This window comes from Candidatus Eisenbacteria bacterium (assembly GCA_026388185.1).
Classification (GTDB): Bacteria; Eisenbacteria; RBG-16-71-46; order JAFGJU01; family JAFGJU01; genus JAPLKG01.
Genome location: JAPLKG010000017.1, coordinates 160,960 through 184,333, shown reverse-complemented (window position 1 = coordinate 184,333; position 23,374 = coordinate 160,960). Strand labels below are relative to the sequence as shown.

The window sequence follows — 23,374 nt, the reverse complement described above, 5'->3', positions numbered from 1 at the left end:
TGCCTCAAGTGATTTATCATGACTAGGAGAGCAACTTCACAACCCCGTCGCCTGGGCCCTTCGCGCCTGGACCTTTCGGTGAGGCTGGGATCCCTGCAGCTCAGAAATCCGGTGATGATTGCTTCGGGTTTGGCTGGTTATGGTGACGAGCTCGAAGGCATCGTGAACCTGGGCAAGATAGGCGCGGTCGTCACAAAGACGCTGACCCTCAACGCTCGAGAGGGCAATGCACCCCCTCGACTGGCGGAGGCGCATTCGGGCCTGATGAACAGCATCGGACTGGCAAACGTCGGCTGCCAGGCGTTCATCTCGCGGCGACTCCGTCACCTGAAGGCTCTCAAGACCAAGATTGTCGTTAGCGTCGGAGGTTTCAGCGAGCGCGAGTACGGCGAGATTGTGCTGCGTCTTGAGGACGCCGGCGGCTTTGACGGTTTCGAGATCAACATTTCTTGTCCGAACGTGAAAGAGGCCGGGATGAGTTTCGGTTGTTCGCCTGCAGGCGCGGCAGGCGTCGTCAGGGCTGTACGGCCAAAGACCTCCAGGTCCATCATTGTGAAGCTCACGCCAAACGTTACAGATATCGCTCTCATTGCCCGGGCGTGCGTTTCCGAAGGGGCAGACGCGCTGACGGTGGGCAACACCTTCAAGGCTCTGGCCGTGGATGTGCAGACGCGCAGACCCCTGTTGGGAGGCGGAACCGGCGGGCTCTCCGGCCCGGCCATCAAGGTGCTGTCTCTGGCCAAGGTCTGGGAGGTGGTCTCCGCCGTGAGCGTGCCGGTAATCGCGTGCGGCGGGATTTGCTGCTCCAATGACGCTCTGGAATTCATCGTGGTTGGAGCCACCGCCCTCCAGGTGGGAAGCGCGTGTTTGAGGAATCTCAGAACGCCCGAGCTCGTGCTCGCAGGCATCGAAGAGTATTGCAGGAACAACCGAGTGCGTTCGCTTGCCGAGATGAGGGGCACGGTTAAGTCCCCAGAGCTCTGAGGCGCCGTGTGCATTCGTTTTTCCTCGCGTGTGGCCTCGGAGAGTGACTCTTCGCGACCGCAAGGGAATTGGCAGAATGACAAGAAAATCCTACCCAGACGGGAGGGCCCATCGCCCGAGCGGGGGACTCCGCCACCCGAGTGAAAGACTCATAGTAGCTCTGGATGTTCCGACGGACGGAGAAGCTCTCTCGCTTGTCGATCTCCTCCTCCCGGATGTCAAGTTCTTCAAGGTCGGTCTCGAGCTCTTCGTGGCTTCGGGTCCTTCCGTCGTCAGCGGAGTTCGAGAGAGGGGAGGGAGGGTTTTTCTGGATTTGAAGCTTCACGATATTCCCAACACGGTGAAGAGAGCGGTGAGTTGCGCAACACGTCTTGGTGCTGCTATTATTAGCCTTCACTTGAGCGCCGGTAGGGAGTGCCTCGAGTCAGCAGCGGAAGGAATTGAGGAGGGTTCAAGTCGGACGAGTGAGAGGCCTTTACTTGCGGGTGTGACGGTGCTGACCAGCCTGGGGAGCGAACAGGCAGGAGACACGGCCGGCTCGGTTCTCGAACAGGTGCTCCGGCTCTCAAGGCTTGCGAAGGAATGCGGCATCGGCGGCATCATCACCTCCGTCAGGGAGGCCGCGGACGTGCGAAGAGCTTTGGGTGGTGAATGTGTGATCATCACCCCCGGTATCAGACTTCGCGGGCCGCAGGACGATCACAAGAGAGCGGGCACCGTGAGGGACGCACTGCTCGCCGGGTCAGATTATCTGGTCGTGGGAAGACCGATTACGAGAGCCTCGAATCCTCTGGAGGAGGCGAAGAGATTTCTAAACGAGATTGCAGCTTTCGACTCGATTGATTAGCATCCTCTCTGGCACAATAGATCATGAGACTCGCTGCATCCAACTCATAGACGGTGTTTGTATCAATCGTGGAAGTTGAGTCACTCAGCGGAGGTTTTGATGAGAATCCTCATTACGGGAATTACTGGATTCGCCGGAAGCCATCTGGTTGATTACTGTCTGACAAAGAAGGGCGTCGAGATCTACGGCATTCAGAGATGGAGAAGTCGGACTGAGAACATCGAACACTGTCAGGATAAGTTCTGCATGTTCGAATGTGACGTCAGAGACGCCTCCTCCGTCAGAGACGTCATCGAGCAGGTGAAACCCGATTGGATTTTTCATCTCGCCGCCCAGAGCTTCGTGCCCACCTCTTGGAGAGCGCCGACCGAGTCGCTCACGACCAATATCATCGGTGAATTGAACATATTCGAGGCGGTCAAGAAGACAGGGCTGAAGCCCAGAATCCAGATTGCCGGGTCGAGCGAGGAATACGGAATGGTCTATCAGGAAGAGCTTCCTATCAAGGAAACCAATCCTCTGAGACCGCTGAGCCCTTATGCCGTAAGCAAGGTGGCCCAGGACCTACTTGCGTACCAATACTTCATGAGTTTCGGGATGGACGTGGTCAGGACCCGCGGTTTCAACCACACTGGGCCGAGAAGAGCGCACGTGTTTGTGTGCTCGGACTTCGCGAAACAGATCGTCGAGGTTGAGAAAGGCAAGAGAGAACCCGTCATCTACGTTGGCAATACCGACGCCGTGCGTGACTTCACGGACGTCAGGGACGTCGTTCGAGGTTATTGGCTTTCTCTCGAAAAGGGCAAGCCCGGAGAAGTCTACAACATCTGTTCGGGAGTTGGCAGAACCATATCCGAAGTGCTCGACATGTTCATGAGGCTAAGCGGCATCAAGCTCAGAATAGTGAGGGAAGAGAAGAGAATGAGGCCCTCCGACGTGCCGGTGCTGATCGGAGATAGTTCCAAGCTATTCAAAGAGACCGGCTGGAAGCCACTCATTCCGTTTGAACAAACCCTCAAGGACTTGCTGGAGTTCTGGCGCGGTAAGCAGTGAAGACAAGAATTCTTGTGACAGGCGGCCTGGGCTTCGTCGGGAGGCACCTCTACGGAGAGCTTCTGCAATCCGGGTATGAGGTGTGGGCCTCCGACCTTGACTCGGCCTGCGAACACGTGGGACCTCCCCTGGATCCCGGAAGGGTGAGGGCATGCGATGTTGCGAACGCCGAAGCCGTGCTTTCTCTCCTGGCGACCCTGAAACCTCAAGCCGTCGTACACCTCGCGGCCCAGAGTTCGTCCTCGAAAGCTCTTTCCCAACCTCGTGAAACCTTCCTCGCAAACGCGCTTGGGACTCTCAATCTTTTTGAGGCCGTTCGCTCGAGCTGCCCCGCCTGCGCCGTTCTGGTAGTGGGCTCCGCTGAGATCTACGGACCTCAAGCCGGCGCCGGCTTGCTTACCGAGGAGGGCTCGCTTCTCCCTGTTTCGCCGTACGCTCTCAGCAAGGCCACGCAGGACCTCATTGCCATACAGTACGGGCGAAGCCACGGCATCACAGCTTTGAGAACCCGTTCTTTCAACCACACCGGCCCCGGCCAGACCACGACCTTTGCCCTGCCGAGTTTCGCCTCTCAGATAGCTCAAGCCGAGGCCGGCCTTCGCGAGCCGGTGATTGAAGTGGGAAATCTGGGCGTGGTGCGAGATTTTTCGGACGTGAGAGACGTGGTGAGGGCGTACAGGTTGATTCTCGAAAAGGGAAAGCCGGGTCAAGCGTACAACGTGTGCTCGGGCAAGGCGACGAGCATGGAAACACTGCTTCGCCTTCTCCTCTCTTTTTCGCGAGTGGAGATAATCGTGAAGCAGGTCGAGTCGAGGGTGCGACCCGCGGACATTCCCTACCTCGCTGGAGACAATTCCAAACTCGTCGCTCACACGGGGTGGGAGCCGCGCTACAGAATAGAAGAAACCCTCTCGGAGCTCCTGGACTTCTGGCGGAAGAAAGTGGAAGAGTCTTCGAAGTCCGGCTCGCAGAGAAAGGAGACAAGGTGAGAAGAATCGCTGTCATCGGCGCAGGCTACGTCGGGCTTGTTACCGCCGCGTGCCTTGCCGACTTCGGGAACGAAGTGATCTGTCCTGACTCCGACGCCGGCAGAATCGAAGCGCTCAAGCGTCTCAAGATGCCGTTCTACGAGCCCGGTCTTCTCGACATCGTGAGGAGAAATTGCGCCGAAGAAAGACTGAGGTTCACGTGTTCCATCGAAGAGGCCGTGGCGGAATCAGAAGTGCTCTTCATCGCCGTGGGGACGCCCGCGACGAAGAACGGTGACGCCGATCTTTCTGGCGTAAGGGCGGTCGCAAGAGACATCGCCAGGCACATGAGAAGCTACAAGCTGATCGTCCAGAAGAGTACGGTGCCAGTGGGAACGGGAGCCATGGTCAGGGGGATTGTCACAAGACACAGGAAAGGGAAAGTGCCTTTTGACGTGGCGTCCAACCCGGAGTTTCTTCGCGAGGGTTCCGCCGTTGAGAATTTCATGAGGCCGGACAGAGTGGTCATCGGGACCTGGACGAAGAAGGCGGAGAGCCTTCTCTCTCAGATATACGCACCGCTCTACCTGATAGAAACTCCCATGGTAAAAACGACTGTCGAAACCGCCGAGCTGATCAAGTACGCGTCCAACGTTTTCCTTGCCGCGAAGGTCTCTTTCATGAACGAAATGGCAAGGCTGTGCGAAGTGTTCGGAGCCGACGTCCAGGTGGTTGCCAAGGGGATGGGGTTGGACAGGAGAATCGGGCCTAAGTTTCTGCACGCCGGTCCGGGCATCGGTGGTTCTTGTCTTCCCAAGGACACTGCCGCGCTCGTGCACTTCGCGGAAAAGGCCGGGTGCGAGCTTCGCATACCCAAGGCCGTGCTCGAGATAAACCGTACGCAGAGAGACTTCGTGTTCAGGAAGATCGAGCGAGCAGTGGGAACGCTCGGGGGCAAGACAATCGGTGTGCTGGGACTCTCCTTCAAGCCGGAAACGGACGACATCAGAGAGTCTCCCGCGATTTACATAACGAGACGAATGCTCTCCAAGGGAGTGCGGGTGAAGGCGTTTGACCCGGCTGCCATGGTCGCTGCCAGGACCGTCCTTCCCGCGGTTCAGTACTGCTCCAACGCCTACGACGTGTGCGAGGGAAGTAGTGCCCTGGTCATCTTCACGGAGTGGAACGAGTTCAGAAGACTCGACCTGGTGAAGATCAAGGGGCTCTTGAAGAAGCCGGTCCTGGTCGATTGCAGAAACATCTACGATGCCGCAGAGCTGAACAAGCTGGGCTTCAAGTACTACTGCGTCGGAAGAGCTACATCCGGCCCTAGATAGAGGTGTTCATGTGAAGGTGTACGCGCACGCGTACTTGAGCGCGAGTGAGTACTCGGGCATGAGCGCTCAGATGCTGGTGTTAGAATAGAGAGGATCCACTGATCCCAGAGAGGTGCAAGATGATCGAAGGCGTGAAGATCAAGCAGCTAAGAATGATCCCGGACGAGAGAGGTTTTGTCATGGAGATGCTCAGAAGCGATGACGAAATCTTCCAACAGTTCGGCCAAGTCTATCTTTCTGTCGCCTATTCCGGAGTCGTGAAGGGCTGGCACTACCACAAACTTCAGACGGACTACTTCACAATAGTAAAAGGAATGATGAAGGTAGTGCTTTACGACCAGAGAAAGGATTCCCAGACCTACGGGCAGATCAACGAATTGTTCATGGGTGAACAGAGTCCCACGCTGGTTGTCATCCCTCCTTACGTGGTTCACGGAATGAAAGCAATCGGGACCGAACCGGGATATCTGATAAACTGCCCGACCCTTCCGTACGACCGCAAGAATCCTGACGAGCACAGAATAGACCCGCACGGCGGAGAGATCCCGTACAACTGGGAGAGGAAAGATGGTTGAGACAGGCTGGGCCAAGAGGGCCAAATACTTGGTGACCGGAGGCGCCGGATTCATCGGGAGTCATTTCGCGAAGAGAATCGTCAGTGACTATCCCGACGCCGGCGTCGTGGTGCTCGACAAGTTGACCTACGCCGGCAACCTCGATAATCTGAAGGAGCTCGAGGGAGAGCCCAGGTACAGCTTCATTCAAGGCGACATATGCGATCCCAAGAAAGTGGAAGAGGCCATGAAGGGCTGTGACATCTGTGTCAATTTCGCGGCCGAGACGCACGTGGACAGATCCCTGGGAGATCCATCGAGCTTCGTGCTCACGGACGTCTACGGCACGTACGTGCTGCTCGAGGCGGCAAAGAAGCTCGGTCTCAAGCGCTTCGTACAAATTTCGACAGACGAAGTCTATGGAGAAATTCTCGGTGAGCCGGCGGGCGAACACACGCCTCTCATGCCCACGAATCCTTATGCGGCAAGCAAGGCGGGCGGCGACAGGCTTGCCTTTTCGTACTACGTCAGTTTCAACCTTCCGGTGATCATCACTCGCTGCAGCAACAACTACGGCTCACACCAGTATCCCGAGAAACTATTTCCTCTCTTCATCACGAACGCGATGGAGAACAGGAAACTGCCGGTCTACGGCACGGGCAGGAACACCAGAGACTGGATTCACGTCGAAGACCATTGCTCCGCACTGGAAACGCTCATAGGGACTGAGGGTGTGGAAGGCCTGGTCTTCAACGTCGGCGCCGGGAACGAACTCTCCGTTCTGGAAGTTGCCGAGAGAATCTTGAACCTGCTGGGCAAACCTAAGGACCTCCTAGAGCATGTCACGGACAGGCCGGCGCACGATAAACGTTACGCTCTCGATACCAGCCGCATAAGACAACTTGTGGGATGGAAACCGAAGGTCGAGCTTGACAAGGGCCTCGCAGATACGGTCCGATGGTACGGCGAAAACAAGTGGTGGTGGGAAAAGATCAAGTCCAGCGAGGCTTACAGGAACTACTATGGGAAAATGTACGGCGCTTGAGACGCGGGATTCTTGAGGCATGAAAGTAATCTTTGTCGGCGGCGCGAGACCGAACTTCATGAAGATTGCTCCCATCCTGGAGGAGGTCAAGAAGAGTCCCCTGATCGAGCCCATTTTGGTTCACACGGGTCAGCATTACGACAGAGAACTCTCAGATGTGTTCTTTGAGGAACTCGGGATTCCTGCGCCCGACAGGTGTCTCGGAGTGGGCTCCGGCTCGCACGCCAAGCAGACGGCACGGGTAATGATAGAATTCGAAGAAGTCTTGCTGAGCGAGAGGCCTCGCCTTGTCGCCGTCGTGGGAGACGTGAATTCTACTCTGGCTTGTTCGATTACGTCGGCGAAGTTGCACGTTCCCGTTGCACACGTGGAAGCAGGCCTCAGGAGCTTCGACAGGTCCATGCCCGAGGAGATCAATCGGATCGTAACGGATTCTCTGTCCACGATCCTTTTTACAACGTGCGAGGACGCGAACATCAATCTTAAGCGTGAAGGCGTCAAGCCGGACAGGATCCATTTTGTCGGCAACGTCATGATAGACTGCCTGGAACGACACAAAGAAATAGCATGGAAGTCTCGCGTTCTGGAGAAGCTCTCGCTCAAGGAGAAGGACTACGCCGTTTTGACGCTTCACCGTCCCAGTAACGTTGATGATGCGGAGACGCTGTCTGGCATTCTCTCGGCCGTCGAAAAAATTCAGCGTCGTCTGCCGGTGGTCTTCCCGGTGCATCCTCGCACAAGGAAGAATCTCACGTCCGGATCGGCACGGAAGACGATAGAGTCTTCGAAATCACTGATACTCCTGGAGCCGCTCGGCTACATCGATTTTTTGAGACTCCTTCTCTCCTCGAGGCTCATACTCACGGATTCGGGAGGCATTCAAGAAGAGAGCACGGTGCTGGGAGTGCCATGCCTCACGCTCAGGGAGAACACGGAGAGGCCCGTGACGGTCACTTCCGGGACCAACACCATAGTCGGAACCGACCCGGACAGAATCATTCACGAAGCCTTCGAGACGATTGACGGCCGGGGCAAGGAGGGCCGCGTGCCTCCGCTTTGGGACGGCAACGCGTCGTCGCGCATCGCTTCGGTGATCGAGGACTGGCTGAAGAAGAACACTTGACGAACGAACTGCAATCAAGTTGTCAGGAGAGAACGGAATGAAAATGCGATTGAGTCTGCTGGTAGCCTTGCCGATCGTTTTTTCTGTCTTAACGGCCTTTCTCTTTCTCGCCGTCAGTCTCGGAGAAGCTCAATCGCGCGCGCCCGACGTTTTTCAGATCGACACGCCGGAGGTGAGGAATCAACTCATTTCTCCGAGAACAATCGGACCGAAGGCAGTCATCGAAGAGGGAATGCTCCTCCAGGACGGCCCGATAGATGCGAGTCAGTACATGGTGGGGCCTGGCGACGTCTTCGTCGTAAACGTCTGGGGGAAGGCGAGTCTGCAGTTGCGGCTTGAGGTAGACACGGAGGGGAAGATTTTTGTTCCTGACTCCGGCAGTCTTCTGGTGGGCAACAAATCCCTCGAAGAAGCGAGGAACCTCATAAGATCTATGGTCCTATCGGCAATTCCCCAGGGCAACGTCGAGATCAGACTTGCGGTGTTGAGAAAATTCAAGGTGCACGTCTCCGGGGAGATCGAGTCTCCGGGCTCCTACGTCGCTTCTCAAGTGACGCGCGTCTCCGAAATAATCAGCATCGCCGCGGGGGACACCGTGGACCCCGGATTCGAACAGACTTCCACCTTCCGGGACGTCGCCCCGAGCGATTTGACTGTACCAAGACCGCGGGAGATTTCTTCCTTGAGAAACATCGAGCTGAGGCGACGGAATGGAGAGACTGAAAGAGTAGACCTGGTTCTCTTCTTCGTGACCGGCGACCTTTCACGCAATCCGTGCGTCAGGGACGGGGACATCATCTACGTTCCCAAGAGTGAGCGCTTCTTTTCCGTGGGCGGCGCGGTCATGTTTCCAGGAACGTACGAGCTGGTTCAAGGCGAAAGACTCTCTCAGATACTTAAACTGGTTGGCGGCGTGACACCAGGCGCAGATCTTGATAAGGGAGAACTGCGGCGTTTCGTTTCGGACGACAAGGCGGAGTCCAACTTTTTCGATGTTCAATCCGTGATACTCGGCACGACTGATTTTGAAATCAGAGACGGCGACAGAATCTACGTTCGTTCTCCCGCTCACTATTTGGAAAGAGAACAGGTGCTAGTGAGAGGCGAGGTACAGTTCCCCGGCTGGTACGCCATCAACCCCAGAGAGGACAAACTCTCGGAAGTGGTGTTGAGGGCAGGTGGTCTGACCGCGGAGGCAGACTTGAGCGGGGGGAGAGTGATTCGTCCTCGGTCTCTCGCGAGCGGGACGCAGGGAGTGGTTCAGTGCGACATGGTCAAGCTCTTTGTCGAGAAGAGGGCCGAAAGAGACGTCGTTTTGGAATCGGGGGACGTTATTGAGATCCCCAAGAAAGTGGGCTATGTGTACGTTACCGGCGAAGTGCGGAGACCCGGCTACGTGTGTTACGTGCAAGACAAGCGCGCGGGATTCTACATACACGAAGCAGGTGGTTTCACACGCAGGGCAGACGGTGGCAAAACGCTCGTGACAAGACTCTCCACGGGGCAATCACTCTCGTCTCGCGAAGCCGGCATCGTGCTTTCCAACGACTCGATAAACGTTCCTGTGAGAGCGGAAGGGGCGCGGTGGACGATCGTCAAGGACACGATCTCACTTCTGGCCGAGTTGGCCACGATATATATCGTCATAGATCAGGCCACCAGGTAGTAACACCCGGCGCGCTTCTTTCACACGAAGGTGCTCGGGGGCCGACCGCCGGAGGAAATTGGGAAGTCGCAGTTTGTTGACACCCTGGGAACCTCGTGATAGCATTCGCGGACTTGTGCTGCAACCGGAGAATCCTCAGGGAGAAGGGTCTTGGAAACGGGAACAGTGAGTCTTTATCGCCTGGTGTTCGTGGCATCGAAGTGGGCCAAGTTCATAGTGGGGACGACGGTAATAGTGTGCGTCGCTACCGCCGTCATACTGCTTCTTCTTCCTAACTGGTACACCGCCACCACGTCGATACTTCCCGCCCAGAGAGAATCCTCGTTCGCGGGCCTGACTTCTTCCATTCTTCAAAGTGTAGGCCTCGCGGGTGGCCAGGAGATGGTTCTGCCGGCGTTTGCGACTCCGTCTCACGTCTATGCTTCGATACTGAAGAGTAGGACCGTCGTGGAGGCCGTTGTGGAAAAACGTGACCTCGTGAGGAGATACAAGTCCAAGACGATGGACGAAGCCGTGACAGCATGCTTGTCTCACACGAGAGTCAAGGTGGGACCTGAGGGTATAGTCACCCTCAGGTTTGAGGACACCGACAAGAGACGCGCCGCCGATGTTGCAAACAGCTTCGTCGAGGAATTGAATCGGATTAATCAGAAGGTGAGTAGCTCCAGGGCGCGGAACACCAGGATTTTCATGGAAGAGCGCTTGAGCGACGCGACTCGTACCTTGGAGCAGGCCGAAGACACTCTCCGTGGTTTTCAGGAACGGAACAAGGCGATCTCTCTCGACGAGCAGATGAAGGCCCAGATTCAGAACGTGGCAGTGCTTGAGGGAAAGCTCGCCATGGCCGAGATCGAGCTGGGGCTTCTCCGAAGGACTTTCACGCCGGACCATCCGGAAATCGCTCGGAAGCAGATGGAAATCTCGGAAGTAAAGAGGAAGATAGGCAGCATAAACACGGGCACTCCGGGCTCTCGCGACTACGGAACGCTCGCGCTTCCGTTCGCACAAATGCCAAGGCTTGCGCTCGAATACGGGAGGCTGCTGAGAGACGTCAAGATTCAGGAGACCCTCTTCGGCCTGCTGACCGAGCAGCACGAGCAAGCGAAGATCCAAGAGGCAAAGGACACCCCTACAATTCAGATACTCGACGTGGCCAAGGTGCCCGAGAAAAAGAGCAGGCCCAAGCGTCTCATCATACTCGCCATCGCAGGTTGTCTGGGCGCGGTATTCAGTATGCTTTACGCAGCCGGCTTCGAGTACCTTCAGACACTCAAGGAGACAAGGCCCGGCGATTGGGAGACGTTGACCAAGAGCAAATCTCAGGTGCTTGATGATGCGGTTTCTCTGTGGCAGAGAGCGAGGACTCTGGTTAGCAGAAGACGTTAGGACTGGCAGGGAAAACACCGGAGCCTTGACACTCTTCTCAGATCACTGAGTGCTGTTTCGCACGTTCTTTCCTCCGCACACCACACGTAGTTCCATGCAGGAGAAGCCGGAGCACAATGACCGGAGTAAGCGTCATCATACCGACCTACAACAGAGGTCCGCTGCTCGAGGAGGCTCTGGCAAGCGTGACGTCTCAGACGTACAAGGATTACGAAATCATAGTGGCAGACGACGGCTCCACGGACGATACCCTCACCCGTCTGGAACGATACGGGGACAGAGTGAAAGTCCTCAGCCTGCCGCGCAGCGGCAAACCCTCCGTGGCAAGGAACGCAGCCATTGCAGTCGCGACGGGCAAGTACGTCGCCTTCCTGGATTCCGATGACGGATGGGCGCCCGCGAAACTGGAAAATCAGATCAATCTGCTGGAGCGAGATCCCTCGTTTGTGATGAGCTACTGCGACGCCGCGTTTCTCGGCGAGAATGGCGATCGCCTGGGCCTGCAGAGCCAGAGAGAACATCTGCGATCGGGATGGGTGTTCAATCACCTCCTTCTGGGCAACTTCATTCCTTGCCCGACCGTTCTTGTCAGAAGAGATGTAGTTCTCGACGTGGGAGGATTCGAACAGTGGCTCACGATGTCGGAAGACTGGCACCTCTGGCTCAAGTTGTCCGCGAGGGGGAAAGTCGGCCTCATAAATGCTCCCCTCTGTCAGATTCGTGTTCATTCCCGGGCAATAACAACAGACAAGATGTTGCTTTTTGCCGACGCGGTCAGGGTCCTGGACGACATTGAAAAGAGATTCCCCGAAGAATTCGGCAAACACAGACTCAATGCTAGAAGAGGTCGGGCCAAGATGCTGTCGATGCTGGCGCGAAACCACCTTTTCTCCGGGCAGACCCTGGAGGCGAGGCGTCTTTTTTCCAGAGCGCTGGCAAGCTTCCCGCTGAGGCTGGACATAATCCCGTTTTTTCTACTTGCTCTCTTCGGAAGGCGGTTCGTTCTAACCCTGAGGTCGTTCAAGAAAGCGGTGTGGTAGGTCTCGGCCCTCGCGGCGCGAACCGTAGTCATTTGACCAAGGATCTCAACCTCTTGTGAAATGAAAAAGCTTGTCACTTCAACAGCCCTCGTCGGGACTTCTTCTCTCTTTGGAGTGCTGACCGCAGTCATAAGGAATAAGCTCCTGGCGGTTCTTGTGGGCACAGTGGGCGTCGGCCTTCTTGCGCAGATAGGCAATTTCCTGAACGTGTTGAGCGCGCTCGCCTCTCTGGGAATAGGAGTCGGCGTGGCCAAGTACGTGGCCGAGTTCTCTTCCGTCGCTGCCTATGGCGACCTCGGGAGACTCAGGCGAAGTGGGATCATCATGTCCTGGGCAGCGGGCGCCGTCGCAGTTCTCATCGCGTGGGGTTTCAGCGCCAGGATAGCTGTCCTGCTTTTCGGCAAGCCCGAATTGGGGTGGGCCGTAGCAGTATCGGTTCTTGCCGTTCCGCTTCTGGTCCAGGTGAGTTTTCACCTCGCCATCATGCAAGGTCTAAAACAGATGAGGCCCTACGCTCTGGCCAACGCGCTGGCCTCTGCTCTTGGACTCCTTGTTCTGTTTCCGCTCGTGTATTTCCTGAGATTCAACGGAGCAGTGATACATCTCGTTGCGGCCGGGGTCTTGAGTTACGCGGTTGTTCACGTCATCTCCGGGCGGCTCTCAGCACCGTTCTTCCAAGAGGCGCACGCGAAGTTCGACCGCAAGCTGGCGAGAGGGCTTCTCACGTATGGCGTGAGCAGTCTCGCCGTCGGCGCCGTCTATTCGATCAATCTCCTCGTCGTGAGGAGTGTGATCCTACACAGACTCGGTCCTACTGCCAACGGACTTTATCAAGTCGCCGTGGGTATTTCATTTCAGTACCTGATGCTGATTCTGAGTTCCATTTCGACTTACACCTTCCCCAGGCTGAGCGAGCTGAAAGAAAAGGGTTCAACCGTCGAGGAGCTGAGAGGCGCCATCAGGCTTTCCATTCTTCTCGTCACCGGTTGCGCTTCGGTGCTGTTGCTTGTCAGACATTGGTTGATACCTATTCTCTTCACGCGCGAATTCCTGGAGGCCCAGACACTCCTGCCGGTCCAGTTCATTGCGGATTTCCTCAGGGCAACGGCGTGGATGATGGGCATCTGGTTGTTGCCACAGGGCCGACTGAGGATTTGGGTGGTACTTGACCTTGCGATGAACGTTGTTCTGATTGGAAGTTTTCTCTTTCTGCTTGGAAGGATGGCTCATCTTGGTCCGCTCGCCTTACTCGCGGCCCCGATTGCACACTGCCTCGCGTATCTGTTACACTGCGTATTGAACTACAGCTACTCTCGCAGAAGCATAGGTTTTTCTTTTGGCGGTCCGCTCAGAAGACTTCTGTCGAGGTCCTTCTTGTTGATAGTCGCTTGTGGAATCATACCTTCCGGAAATGTGCCTCTTTCTCTGGCAGGGTTTGGGCTCGTGACGCTCTGGGGGCGGTTTTCCGTAAGCCCGCAAGAAGCCAGGAGTGGCCTGGCAATTGCCAGGGAGAAGCTGGCCGGATTGCGAGGGCGGGAGCGATAGAGCGTGACAAGTACTGTGCGGAGCGACGTGCTGAGGCGAACCGCCTCAGAAAGAAAGCTGACCCTGTTGGTGCTCCTCACCACGGCGGTGCTGCTTGCAAGTGTCAGGGTAAGGTTGATCCTCATAGCCGCGCTGGCCCTGGCTGGTATCATATCCGTGATCCTGTTCGTGCTGTACCCGTTTTCTGCGCTGTGCGTGTTGGCGTTCTTGGCATACGGGAATGTGTCGGCAGCGTTTTTACCGGGAGTTTTCTCGGGTTTGCTTGTTCTCACTCTCATCGCGTGGGTGATGAGAGTCCTCTTGAGTTCAGACGCGTCTATTTCCCGTAGCCGGGTCGACGTGGCTCTCATCATTTACGTGTCGACACTCCTCGTTTCCATGCTCTTTTCGCCTACGCCTGAAGCCGGAGGTCCGCCGCTTCTTCTCAGTGTGAAGTGGCTCATATTCTATGTGTTGGTCTCAAACATCGTGCGCACGCAGAGACACGTGATTCTGTTGAGCGTGTTTGTTCTCTTCGGGGCCGGCTTGAGCGGTTTTGCAGGACTGTGGACCTTCTCGCAGCAAGAGATGCCGGTCACACTGCGCGCCGTCTTCAGGGCCGCCGGGTTGGCCAGCAACCCGAACGAACTTGCCATCGTCATGGTCACTGCCTTACCGATTTCCATTTACGTGCTGGGAGCAGTGAAAGAGAAGCTGGCACGCCTCTTTTTTGCGGCGATTACGTTGACTCTCATAGGAGCAAACCTTGTGACTCTGGCGCGCACGGGCCTCATCGTAATGGTCGTGGTGTTGCTCATCATTGCCGTTCTCGAAAGGCGAAGGAAGTGGGGAAGACTGCTTGTTGCCGTCTTTGTCCTGGCACTTCCACTTCTCATCCCCCGCGGATTCTGGGTCAGATTCGCAGCGACGGGCCTCTTGACGGGAGATTCCTCCGCCCTCTTGCGCACCGGAGCCATGACGGCAGGTCTCAGGATGTTCACCGAAAATCCCATTACCGGCGTGGGTTTTGGCGCCTATTTGGGCAAGTCGACGCAGTACGGCGACATCATATTTTCTCTCGTCGCCCACAACATGTACTTGCACGTGCTTGCCGAAAGCGGAATTCTTGGACTGGGTGCGATGTTGTTTCTAATATGGAGTTCGTTTCGCAACATGAGGCTGGCAGAGAAGGCGGCCTCGGAAGGCTCTCCTCTTCGTTTTCTGGCTCGCGGCTATGTTCTTGCCTACGTGGCATTTCTGCTCTGCGGACTTCTCACGAGTATCCAGCTCAATCAAAGCTTCTGGTTCATGCCTGCGGCTTCGGTGTTCTTCCTTCGGGTCGCCAGAGGAGAGACTTCCACGACGCCAGGCATTACCTCCGCTGGCCGGCGTTGAGGCAAAGGCTTGACTATGAGACGTACTAGTGTGCTTTTTCTAATAGAATCTCTCAACCTGGGCGGTTCAGAAGTCTTTCTGTCGAACCTTCTCGCTCGTCTGGATCAGTCAAGATTCAGACCGATCGTCTGTTGTCTAGTGGAAAAAGGAAAGCTGGCGCCTCGGATAGAAGCGCGGGGATTCCGTGTGGTGGTGTTGGGCTGGAGGCTTGGGTCGTTGGTTTCGACGGTCAGAGTCGTGGCCGGGCTTGTCAAGCTTCTCAGAGAAGAGCACGTAGAGCTTGTTCAGACTTTCTTTCACAGAGCCGAGATTCTGGGTGCGCTTGCGGGTTTTGTCGTGTGGAAGCCTATCGTGGTTGGAAGCCAGTATGACGTAATCGTGCCGAACGGGAGTCTCTCCAGATTCTTGCTGAGGATGGCTCGGTTGCGAGTGAGACACGTCGTGGCCAACTGCCAGGCATGCAGGGTTCACAGGGAGAGACTCACGGGTCAGGCGCCCGAGGACATTTCTGTGATATACGCCGGACTCGCCGAGGAGGAAAGCGTTCACGACGTCCAAAGTGAATCTGTTTTGCCCGACGATTTCTTCGAGAAGGGCCCGGTGGTTACGTTTGCGGGACGGCTTTACCGGCTGAAGGGTCCCGACGTCTACTTGAAAGCGGCGGCCTCCGTCTATCGTCGGAATCCCGGGACCAGGTTTCTACTGATAGGAGAAGGTCCCATGCGAGATGAACTCGTTTCTCTCGCGGAAGAGCTGGGCCTAAGTCAGGCCGTGCACTTTGTCGGAGAGGTGCCTTCCCTGAGAGAAGTCTTCTCCAGATCCTCGGTCGTGGTTTTGTCCTCGAGATCGGAGGGATTTCCAACTTCCGTACTGGAGGCGATGGCTGTCGGAGTGCCCGTCGTGGCCTCCAGAACGGGCGGCGTGGAAGAACTCATCAACGATCGCGTGGACGGCTTTCTTTTTGAGAGCGAGAATTCAGAAGATAGCGCCTCGATCATAACTATGCTTCTCTCGAACAGAGAAATCGTCGCGGAAGTGGGCGCGAGGGCCAGAGAGAAAGTCACTAAACTCTTTAGATTCGACGACACGGTGGCCCAAATCGAATCTCTCTACGCCAGGCTCCTGAAAGAAAACGGGCTCCGGGCAAGAGCGTTGAAGGTCGCTCTCGCCGTGGGGAGAGGCAGAATAGCGGGCACGGAGCGCCACGTGCTCGAGCTTGCGAGGGCGTTCGATCGTGGAAAGGTAGAGGTGACCGTCTTTGTTTTTTCCGAAGGAGAGCTTGTGGAGAGGCTCCGGTCGGAGGGCTTTTCGGTCATTGTATTGAGGAAAAGGGCGAGGCCGGATTTCTTTCTTCTGATGCGGTTGGCGTTTCTCTTCAGACGCGCCTCGTTTGACGTCGTGCACGGGCATCCGGAGCGCATTGCCTGCCTCGCTGCGAAGCTTGCCGGCGTTCCTGCCGTCGTCATGACGTACCATCTTCTCGGTTCCCAGGCTTCGGATTCCATCGAGCCGAACTGGTTTCGGCTCGCGTGGGAAAGGCTGCGAACCCTGACAGTCGATTTTACGATCGCCGTCTCACAGGTAGACGCTCGAGTCTTGATCGAACGGTTCAACCGCGGACCCGAGAGGGTGAGATTCATTGCCAACGGAGTCGCCCTGTCGGCGGCCCCACGCAACGAGAGAGAGCGAACCTGCCGCGAGTTCGGGCTCAGTCCCGGGGCGCCCTTGCTCTGCACCGCCGCGAGACTTTCCCGTCAGAAGGGACTCGAGTTTCTGATCCGCGCCATGAGGGGAGTCGTCAGGGCCTTTCCCGAAGCCGTCCTGCTGGTTGTGGGTCAGGGTGAACTGGAAGCGGAATTGAAAAATCTGAGTTCCGAACTTGGTCTCTCCTCGCACATCATATTCACGGGTTACAGAGGCGACGTCTTGAGCCTCGTTGCATCATCCGATCTCTTTGTCTTGCCCAGCTTGTGGGAAGGCACGCCGTACGCCCTGCTCGAGGCAATGTCCGCTTCGCGCCCGATTGTGACAACGACGGTCTCTTCGCACGTTGTCTCGGACGGCCGGACGGGTCTCGTGGTTCCTCCTTCGGATCCCGCGGCGCTCGCTGAGGCGATCACAAGGATTCTTCGTGATCCGGAGCTTGCCGTTCGCATGGGGAAGTCGGGCAGAGAGAGGCTGGAGACCCACTTTTCGGCGGAAAAGATGGCGAAGGAGACGCTCGAGGTTTACAATAGTCTTCTTACAAAGAAGAGGCCTGTTTTTCAGAAATGAAAGTTCTTCTCGTTTCCCTTGAGTATCCTCCTTACAGTTTTGGGGGTGTGGGTTCGCACGTCTTCCATCTTTCCAGGGCTCTGGCCCGGAAGGGGATTGAAGTCGGCGTTCTATCGCCCGGAGCCGTAGAAGGGGATAGAATAGAGGGAAACATAAGGCATTTCACAACGACGATCGCCGGAATTCCCGGCTGCAAGCTTCTTTCCTTCGCCCTGAAGGTGCCTGGTTGTGTCGAGCGCGTGAGACGCAAGTTCCCGTTCGACGTCATACACTCGCATTTCGGTCCGTGTGCCTTTCTTGGACGCACGACGCTTGATTCCACGACTCTCATCGAGACCGCACACGGCACACACGTGGGAGAACTCCTTGCCCTTCGGCCTTTGAAAAGGCTTTTGCCGAAGGAAGTGCTCGGCAAGTTTTGTCTGTATCCTGTCCTTGCGTTGCTCGATCTTCTTTCCTACAGGAAAAGCTCTCGCATAATAGCCGTGAGCGAACTTGCGAGGGAGGAGGTCTCAAGATACGGCCCCGGCTTGCGTGAGAAGACCGTGGTCGTGCCTAACGGGATTGAACTCTCGGAGTTTCCGCTCGAGATCTCTCAGACGATTCGGAGCGAGACACAAGTCAGATGTCTTACGGTTGCCTTCATGCAGGCGAGGAAGGGTCTGGACTATCTTCTCGAAGCGTTCAGTCTCATCAACGACAGGCGCGTGCTGCTAACGATCGTGGGAGACGGGCCGCACTTCGGGAGATTGAAGAAACTTGCCGGGACGCTCGGTGTTACAGACAGGGTAAGCTTTGCGGGAAGGCTCACGAGGGCCGCCCTGATGGACGAGTTCAGGCACTCGCAACTTTTTGTTCTTCCTTCTCTTTGGGAGGGGCAGGGCATAGTGTTTCTCGAAGCCGCGGCTTCAGGTCTGCCGATAGTCGCAACAAGAATCCCCGGCGTCAGCGGGATGCTCGAAGACGGAGTCAACGCGCTACTTGTGCCTCCCAGGGACAAGCGCGGTCTTGCCGACGCGATACAGAGGCTTGTGGCGCATCCGGAGCTCAGGTTTGAGCTTGCTTCCGAAGGACTCAAACGCGTCAGACTTTTTGATTGGGATCGGCTTGTAGGCCGCATAATTTCTCTGTATTCTTCCGCCACGGAGGGACGGGATGAGAAGTAAGGTTGCGGTTTTCTCTACACGCTCCGGCTCGGTTCTTGATTGCACGAGGGCAATCCTTGAAGAACTCGAGTGGACGAAGCATATAGCCGAAGGAGCATCCGTAGTCGTGAAGCCCAACCTTTCCTGGCCGGGAAAGGACAGGGCCTCGTACGCCAACACGTCTCCGGACGTCCTGGACGCACTCATAAAGATCCTGCTGGAACGAACGGACAGGATAACGGTCGGCGAATCCGACGGAACACGCTTCTCGGTGGACGAGTGTTTTGAAGCCTCGGGCTATTCAGACGTGGTGGCCAGGAATCGCGTGCGATGGGTCAATTTCTCCAGGGCAGCGACGGAACCTGCGGGAATAGCCATGCTCGAGGGTTTCGAGCTTCCCGTCGATCTGGTACATTGCGACGCCCTCATCACCTTGCCAAAACTCAAGACTCACGCGCTCACCTACTTTACCGGCGCGCTCAAGAATCAATGGGGTTGCATACCGAGGTACGACAGGATACTTCTCCACAAGAAACTTGACGATCTCATCGTCGAATTGAACTGCTTGCTGAAACCTGCGTTGTGTATCATGGACGGTATCTGGGCGATGGAAGGGAGGGGACCGGTAAACGGGCGCAAAGTGAGGCTCGATCTCTTGCTGGGCAGCCGCGATCCCGTCGCGCTCGACGCTACTGCCATGCGGCTCGTGGGTCTCGAGCCTCGGAGGGCGAGGCACGTCGTCATGGCGGCAGAGAGGGGGCTCGGTACGCTTTCGAAAGAAGACATTGTCTTGACCGGCGACCCCGGTGGGCAATTCAAGATAGAACCCGCGAGACTCGAACGCACCGTGAGACTGATGAACCACATGACGAGATACCCATTCTTCACCAAACACATTCTGCTCAACAACACAATTTTCCAACTAGGAAAAGGGGTTGTGGCTCTTCTAAGGAGAATCGGGCTTTCATGAGAATCCTCTTCCTGGCCTCCCGCTTGCCATTCCCTCCGGACAGAGGGGACAGGCTGAGAGCCTTCCACGTGATGAGGAGTCTGTCCGAGGCGGGTCACGAGATCCACCTCGCGTCCTTCATTTCGAGTGAAAGTGAAAGGAGGAGCGCCGATTCGCTCAGGTCCTTCTGCAAGACGCTCCTTCTGGTCGAGATGTCTCCGCTTGCTTCCTGGTTTTCGTGCGCGGCGGCGCTGCTTGGCAAGACCCCGCTACAGGTCGCGTACTACAAGTCCGGGAGAATGGCTGGGGCAGTCGGCGCGCTTCTGGAAAGGGAGAAGTTCGACCTCATATACGTCCATCTTTTCCGGATGGCGCAGTACGTCCGTGACGAAAGGCCCGAGTACGCGCTTGTGGATCTCACGGACGTGATTTCTCGAGAAATCGAGAGGTCACTGACCTTCAGACGCGACCTCAACAGACTCATCTATGCTGTTGAACTTCAACGCGTAAGACGCTTCGAAGCCTCCGTCGCCTCGTCCTTCAAGGAGTGCTGGGTGGTGTCTGAAAGAGAGGCCGAGGCCCTCCGGGAACTGTGTCCCCCGGCGAACGTTCGAGTCGTGCCCAACGGCGTCGATCTTGAAAAGTTCAGGCCCTGTGAGATCAAGCCCGGCAACATTGTGAGTTTCGTCGGCCACCTGGGTGTCCCCCACAACGTCGACGCGGTGTTGCATTTCTACGATGTGATATTTCCTCTCGTCCTGAAAGAGTGGCCGGAGTGCAAGTTCCAGGTCGTGGGTCCGTCTGCACACCGTTCGCTTCTTCCCCTGAAGGGAGACAGTCGGGTCGTAATGACTGGTTTTGTGGAAGACCTGAATGCTTCCCTGAGCAGTTCCAGCGTGTTCGTCGCGCCCCTCAGGTATTGCGCCGGTTTGCAAAACAAGGTGCTCGAAGCCATGGCAGCCGGGGTACCCGTTGTGGCGACACCTTGCGTGAATGAGGGACTGGGCGCCGAGCCGGGCGAAGAAATACTCCTGGCGTCCGATCCGAACGCTTTTGCGGAGAAGGTCGTCTCCGTGCTCAGAGATGCTTCTCTTCGGAATCGTATTGCCGCGAACGCGCGCAAGTTTGTGGAACGACGATTCTCCTGGCAACATGCTACGAACAGAATGGCTGCCATAGAGGCACAGATAGGAGAGCGGTAGAAGCATGTGCGGCATTTGTGGAATAGTGGGTGCGGAGAGTCGCAACCCGGAGACGCGCGATACGCTCGAGAAGATGACTCGCGTGATGAAGCATCGCGGCCCCGACGCCGAGGGTTTTTACTTGGATGAATTCGTGGCCCTCGGCCACGTCCGGCTCAGCATCATTGACGTCGAGCACGGCTGCGAACCCATGCCCAACGAAGACGAGACCGTTTGGATCGTGTTGAACGGAGAAATCTACAACTACATAGAGCTTCGCCGCGAACTCGTCGCAAAGGGACACATATTTCGCACCAGATCCGACACCGAAGTCGTGCTTCACAGCTACGAAGAATACGGCGAAGCATGCGTCGACGACTTCAACGGAATGTTTGCGTTTGCAATATGGGACAAACCCCGGAGAAAACTCCTGCTCGCAAGGGACCGCGTCGGAATAAAGCCCCTCTACTACACCCGGCAAGGGGGACAGTTCCTCTTCGCGTCGGAGATCAAGGGACTCTTGGAAAACCAGATTTGCAAGCGACGCGCCGACATGGGATCGGTCGCCGAATACATGGTGCGTTCGTACGTCACGGGAGAGAGAACCTTTCTGGTCGACGTGAGAAAGCTGGAGCCCGGTCACCTGCTCGTCTATCAGGACGGCTCGCTCAAGAAGTCGAAATACTGGGACGTGAGCTTCGCGGGAGAGGACAAAGGCGAGAGCCATTACGTCGAGAAACTCGCGTGGCTCATTTCTGATTCCGTGAGGCTTCAGTTGCGCAGCGACGTGCCTCTGGGTGCTTACCTCAGCGGCGGGATAGACTCCAGCACGGTTGTCTGCGCTGCGACCAAGCTTCTTTCCCGACCGCTCAAGACTTTCTCGGGCGCGTTTGCCGAGGGACCGCGGTACGACGAGCGGAAATACATTGCGGTCGTCGAGAAGGCGTGCAAGACAGATCATCACGAGATCGTCCCCACCATGGATGAGTTCTTTGAGCGACTCCCTCTATTGATCTGGTTTCTGGACGAGCCGGTCGTGGGCGCAGGCGTCTTTCCTCAATACGCGGTCTCCGCTCTGGCGGGGAAGCACGTGAAAGTGATCCTCGGTGGTCAGGGCGGCGACGAGCTCTTCGCGGGATACACGAAGTACTACAGACCTTACTTCACGGACAGGATTGCGGACTTTGCAAGGCTGCGCTTCGGCCGGTCGTCTCCCGCTACGATCATTCCTGATTTCTTGATGTTTCTGAGAAACCGTGGCACCACCGACATACCCGCCTTCTTGCGAAAGCTCTCCGCGCCTTCTCCCCATTCGGTGCTCTCACCAAAGATGAGGCGGCTCGCGACGGAGCTGCCTCTTCCCGTTCTGCCGGAAGGGCTGGGGAGTCTCGATCTGATGCTCTACGTCGACCTGAAGGAATATCTTCAGAGTCTTCTGCACGTTGAGGACAGGGCCAGCATGGCGGCCTCCATAGAGTCGAGGGTTCCCATCTTGGATCACAGAATCGTGGAATTGGCGGCGTCAGTGCCGTACAAGTACAAGATGCGACATGGACTCACAAAACACCTGTTGAGGCGAGCCGCGACTGGCAGCGTGCCCGACGTCATCCTTTCCAGGCGTGACAAGAAGGGGTTTCCGACTCCAATTGATGTGTGGTTCTCGCGTCGAAGCCGTGCTATCTTGAATCTTCTCGATTCACCCGGAGTGGAAGAGAGGGGCATTCTGGACAGAAAAGGGGCGGTCGAGATAGTGTCAGACCACGTGCGGGGCAAGCGTGACAACAGTTTTCTCATCTGGAAAATGATAAACGTTGAGTTGTGGTACTCGCTTTTCATTGAGGGGAAGAGAGTTCAAGACATCGACAGTTTCAAGGATTCCTGAGGGGGTCAAAATGGTCAGACTGGCAGTGATTGGCGCGGGTTACTGGGGACCGAATCTGATAAGGAACTTCTACGGTATCGACAGAAATTGCGTGCGCTACGTGTGCGACCAGGATGCCGCGGTCATCGGGAAGCTCAAGAGCTCCTTTCCAGGCGTAGAGTTTGTCTCGGATCACAACCTCGTCTTGAATTCCCCGGACGTTGACGCCGTGGTCATCGCCACCCAACCTGCCTCTCATTTCGGTCTGTCGAAAGCGGCCCTCGAGAGAGGGAAGCACGTGTTCGTGGAAAAACCGCTTGCCCTGCGCACCAGCGAGGCCGAGGAGTTGCTCGCTCTCAGCACGGCGAAGAATAGGGTTCTCATGGTCGGCCACCTCTTGCGATATCATCCGGCCGTGAAACTCCTCAAGGACTATCTGGAAAGAGGCGAACTCGGTGAGATCCTTTACATCTATTCTACGCGGGTCAACCTTGGCAAGGTGAGGCAGGACGAAAATGCTCTGTGGAGTTTCGCGCCTCACGACATCGCGGTAATCATATACTTGATGGGACGCAAGCCCGTGTCCGTATCGGCCGTGGGTCAAAGTTACCTCAAGACCGGCGTAGAAGACGTGGTTTTTCTGACTATATTTTTTGAAGGAAATTGCATGGCCCACGTGCACGTCAGTTGGCTGGACCCGCACAAGATTCGAAAGCTGACCGTCGTGGGAAACAAGAAGATGGCCGTCTTCGACGACATGGAGGCCGCGGAGATGATTCGCATATATGACAAGGGGGTGGACTATACGCCCGGTTTCAAGTCTTACTCCGAGGCCGTCAGCCTCCGCGTTGGAGACATCCTCATCCCACGGGTTCCAATGAAGGAGCCCCTGAGGATCGAGTGCGAGCATTTCATAGAGTGCGTGGAGCAAGGGAAACATCCGATGAGCGACGCGGAGGAGGGCGTGGCGGTGGTCAGGGTGCTCGAAGGGGCGCAGAAGTCCATGCACCTCTCCGGTTCGGTAGTGAAGTTGTGAACGCAG

At 56.5% G+C, this 23,374-nt stretch carries 19 protein-coding genes; all 19 read left to right on the top strand.

Going from position 1 to position 23,374, the window contains the following annotated elements; translation table 11 throughout:
- Positions 1-18: 18 nt before the first annotated feature.
- Positions 19-984: a dihydroorotate dehydrogenase gene (locus NTX17_09825; GenBank protein MCX5801671.1), complete on the top strand. Its 966-nt coding sequence runs from the start codon at positions 19-21 to the stop codon at positions 982-984.
- A 76-nt stretch (positions 985-1,060) separates the two neighbouring features.
- Entirely contained in the window at positions 1,061-1,831 is a 771-nt protein-coding gene (gene pyrF, locus NTX17_09820) for an orotidine-5'-phosphate decarboxylase (GenBank protein MCX5801670.1), read from the top strand.
- Between the two features lie 99 nt (positions 1,832-1,930).
- Positions 1,931-2,884 carry a GDP-mannose 4,6-dehydratase gene (locus NTX17_09815; protein MCX5801669.1) on the top strand — a complete coding sequence of 318 codons (954 nt, stop codon included), beginning with the start codon at positions 1,931-1,933 and terminating at the stop codon, positions 2,882-2,884.
- A complete protein-coding gene (locus NTX17_09810) occupies positions 2,881-3,873 on the top strand; it encodes a GDP-mannose 4,6-dehydratase (GenBank protein MCX5801668.1) in 993 nt (330 codons plus the stop codon). Before NTX17_09815 ends, NTX17_09810 begins: the two co-directional genes overlap by 4 nt.
- Positions 3,870-5,189 carry a UDP-glucose/GDP-mannose dehydrogenase family protein gene (locus NTX17_09805; GenBank protein MCX5801667.1) on the top strand — a complete coding sequence of 440 codons (1,320 nt, stop codon included), beginning with the start codon at positions 3,870-3,872 and terminating at the stop codon, positions 5,187-5,189. Before NTX17_09810 ends, NTX17_09805 begins: the two co-directional genes overlap by 4 nt.
- Positions 5,190-5,308: 119 nt before the next feature.
- The gene (locus NTX17_09800) at positions 5,309-5,764 is read left to right on the top strand and encodes a dTDP-4-dehydrorhamnose 3,5-epimerase family protein (protein ID MCX5801666.1); all 456 of its coding nucleotides are present in this window, start codon (positions 5,309-5,311) and stop codon (positions 5,762-5,764) included.
- Positions 5,757-6,788, top strand: a complete 1,032-nt coding sequence (gene rfbB, locus NTX17_09795) for a dTDP-glucose 4,6-dehydratase (GenBank protein ID MCX5801665.1) — start codon at positions 5,757-5,759, stop codon at positions 6,786-6,788. The genes NTX17_09800 and rfbB overlap by 8 nt, the downstream gene beginning before the upstream one ends.
- Before the next feature lie 19 nt (positions 6,789-6,807).
- Positions 6,808-7,911 (top strand): UDP-N-acetylglucosamine 2-epimerase (non-hydrolyzing), encoded by a 1,104-nt coding sequence (gene wecB / locus NTX17_09790; GenBank protein ID MCX5801664.1) that lies wholly within the window; start codon positions 6,808-6,810, stop codon positions 7,909-7,911.
- A 37-nt stretch (positions 7,912-7,948) separates the two neighbouring features.
- The gene (locus NTX17_09785; protein MCX5801663.1) at positions 7,949-9,577 is read left to right on the top strand and encodes an SLBB domain-containing protein; all 1,629 of its coding nucleotides are present in this window, start codon (positions 7,949-7,951) and stop codon (positions 9,575-9,577) included.
- Positions 9,578-9,727: 150 nt separating this feature from the next.
- Positions 9,728-10,963: a Wzz/FepE/Etk N-terminal domain-containing protein gene (locus NTX17_09780; GenBank protein ID MCX5801662.1), complete on the top strand. Its 1,236-nt coding sequence runs from the start codon at positions 9,728-9,730 to the stop codon at positions 10,961-10,963.
- 116 nt (positions 10,964-11,079) lie between these two features.
- On the top strand, positions 11,080-12,003 hold the full coding sequence (locus NTX17_09775; protein ID MCX5801661.1) for a glycosyltransferase: 924 nt from the start codon (positions 11,080-11,082) through the stop codon (positions 12,001-12,003).
- A gap of 60 nt (positions 12,004-12,063) precedes the next feature.
- Positions 12,064-13,548, top strand: a complete 1,485-nt coding sequence (locus tag NTX17_09770; GenBank protein MCX5801660.1) for an oligosaccharide flippase family protein — start codon at positions 12,064-12,066, stop codon at positions 13,546-13,548.
- Between the two features lie 3 nt (positions 13,549-13,551).
- A complete protein-coding gene (locus NTX17_09765) occupies positions 13,552-14,922 on the top strand; it encodes an O-antigen ligase family protein (GenBank protein ID MCX5801659.1) in 1,371 nt (456 codons plus the stop codon).
- Positions 14,923-14,937: 15 nt separating this feature from the next.
- Positions 14,938-17,196 carry a glycosyltransferase gene (locus tag NTX17_09760; GenBank protein MCX5801658.1) on the top strand — a complete coding sequence of 753 codons (2,259 nt, stop codon included), beginning with the start codon at positions 14,938-14,940 and terminating at the stop codon, positions 17,194-17,196.
- Entirely contained in the window at positions 17,193-18,362 is a 1,170-nt protein-coding gene (locus tag NTX17_09755; GenBank protein ID MCX5801657.1) for a glycosyltransferase family 4 protein, read from the top strand. Before NTX17_09760 ends, NTX17_09755 begins: the two co-directional genes overlap by 4 nt.
- Positions 18,352-19,311 (top strand): DUF362 domain-containing protein, encoded by a 960-nt coding sequence (locus NTX17_09750; protein MCX5801656.1) that lies wholly within the window; start codon positions 18,352-18,354, stop codon positions 19,309-19,311. Before NTX17_09755 ends, NTX17_09750 begins: the two co-directional genes overlap by 11 nt.
- Positions 19,308-20,492, top strand: coding sequence for a glycosyltransferase (locus NTX17_09745; protein ID MCX5801655.1), 1,185 nt, complete (start codon positions 19,308-19,310; stop codon positions 20,490-20,492). The genes NTX17_09750 and NTX17_09745 overlap by 4 nt, the downstream gene beginning before the upstream one ends.
- Positions 20,493-20,496: 4 nt before the next feature.
- The gene (gene asnB, locus NTX17_09740) at positions 20,497-22,353 is read left to right on the top strand and encodes an asparagine synthase (glutamine-hydrolyzing) (protein ID MCX5801654.1); all 1,857 of its coding nucleotides are present in this window, start codon (positions 20,497-20,499) and stop codon (positions 22,351-22,353) included.
- Between the two features lie 10 nt (positions 22,354-22,363).
- The gene (locus tag NTX17_09735; GenBank protein MCX5801653.1) at positions 22,364-23,368 is read left to right on the top strand and encodes a Gfo/Idh/MocA family oxidoreductase; all 1,005 of its coding nucleotides are present in this window, start codon (positions 22,364-22,366) and stop codon (positions 23,366-23,368) included.
- Positions 23,369-23,374: the final 6 nt, after the last annotated feature.

Coding starts and splice junctions, on each gene's coding strand:
- NTX17_09800 (MCX5801666.1), top strand. CDS start 5,309: ATGATCGAAGGCGTGAAGATCAAGCAGCTAAGAATGATCCCGGACGAG.
- NTX17_09735 (MCX5801653.1), top strand. CDS start 22,364: ATGGTCAGACTGGCAGTGATTGGCGCGGGTTACTGGGGACCGAATCTG.
- NTX17_09770 (MCX5801660.1), top strand. CDS start 12,064: ATGAAAAAGCTTGTCACTTCAACAGCCCTCGTCGGGACTTCTTCTCTC.
- NTX17_09745 (MCX5801655.1), top strand. CDS start 19,308: ATGAGAATCCTCTTCCTGGCCTCCCGCTTGCCATTCCCTCCGGACAGA.
- NTX17_09825 (MCX5801671.1), top strand. CDS start 19: ATGACTAGGAGAGCAACTTCACAACCCCGTCGCCTGGGCCCTTCGCGC.
- NTX17_09755 (MCX5801657.1), top strand. CDS start 17,193: ATGAAAGTTCTTCTCGTTTCCCTTGAGTATCCTCCTTACAGTTTTGGG.
- asnB (MCX5801654.1), top strand. CDS start 20,497: ATGTGCGGCATTTGTGGAATAGTGGGTGCGGAGAGTCGCAACCCGGAG.
- pyrF (MCX5801670.1), top strand. CDS start 1,061: ATGACAAGAAAATCCTACCCAGACGGGAGGGCCCATCGCCCGAGCGGG.
- NTX17_09750 (MCX5801656.1), top strand. CDS start 18,352: ATGAGAAGTAAGGTTGCGGTTTTCTCTACACGCTCCGGCTCGGTTCTT.
- NTX17_09785 (MCX5801663.1), top strand. CDS start 7,949: ATGAAAATGCGATTGAGTCTGCTGGTAGCCTTGCCGATCGTTTTTTCT.
- NTX17_09760 (MCX5801658.1), top strand. CDS start 14,938: ATGAGACGTACTAGTGTGCTTTTTCTAATAGAATCTCTCAACCTGGGC.
- NTX17_09775 (MCX5801661.1), top strand. CDS start 11,080: ATGACCGGAGTAAGCGTCATCATACCGACCTACAACAGAGGTCCGCTG.
- NTX17_09815 (MCX5801669.1), top strand. CDS start 1,931: ATGAGAATCCTCATTACGGGAATTACTGGATTCGCCGGAAGCCATCTG.
- rfbB (MCX5801665.1), top strand. CDS start 5,757: ATGGTTGAGACAGGCTGGGCCAAGAGGGCCAAATACTTGGTGACCGGA.
- wecB (MCX5801664.1), top strand. CDS start 6,808: ATGAAAGTAATCTTTGTCGGCGGCGCGAGACCGAACTTCATGAAGATT.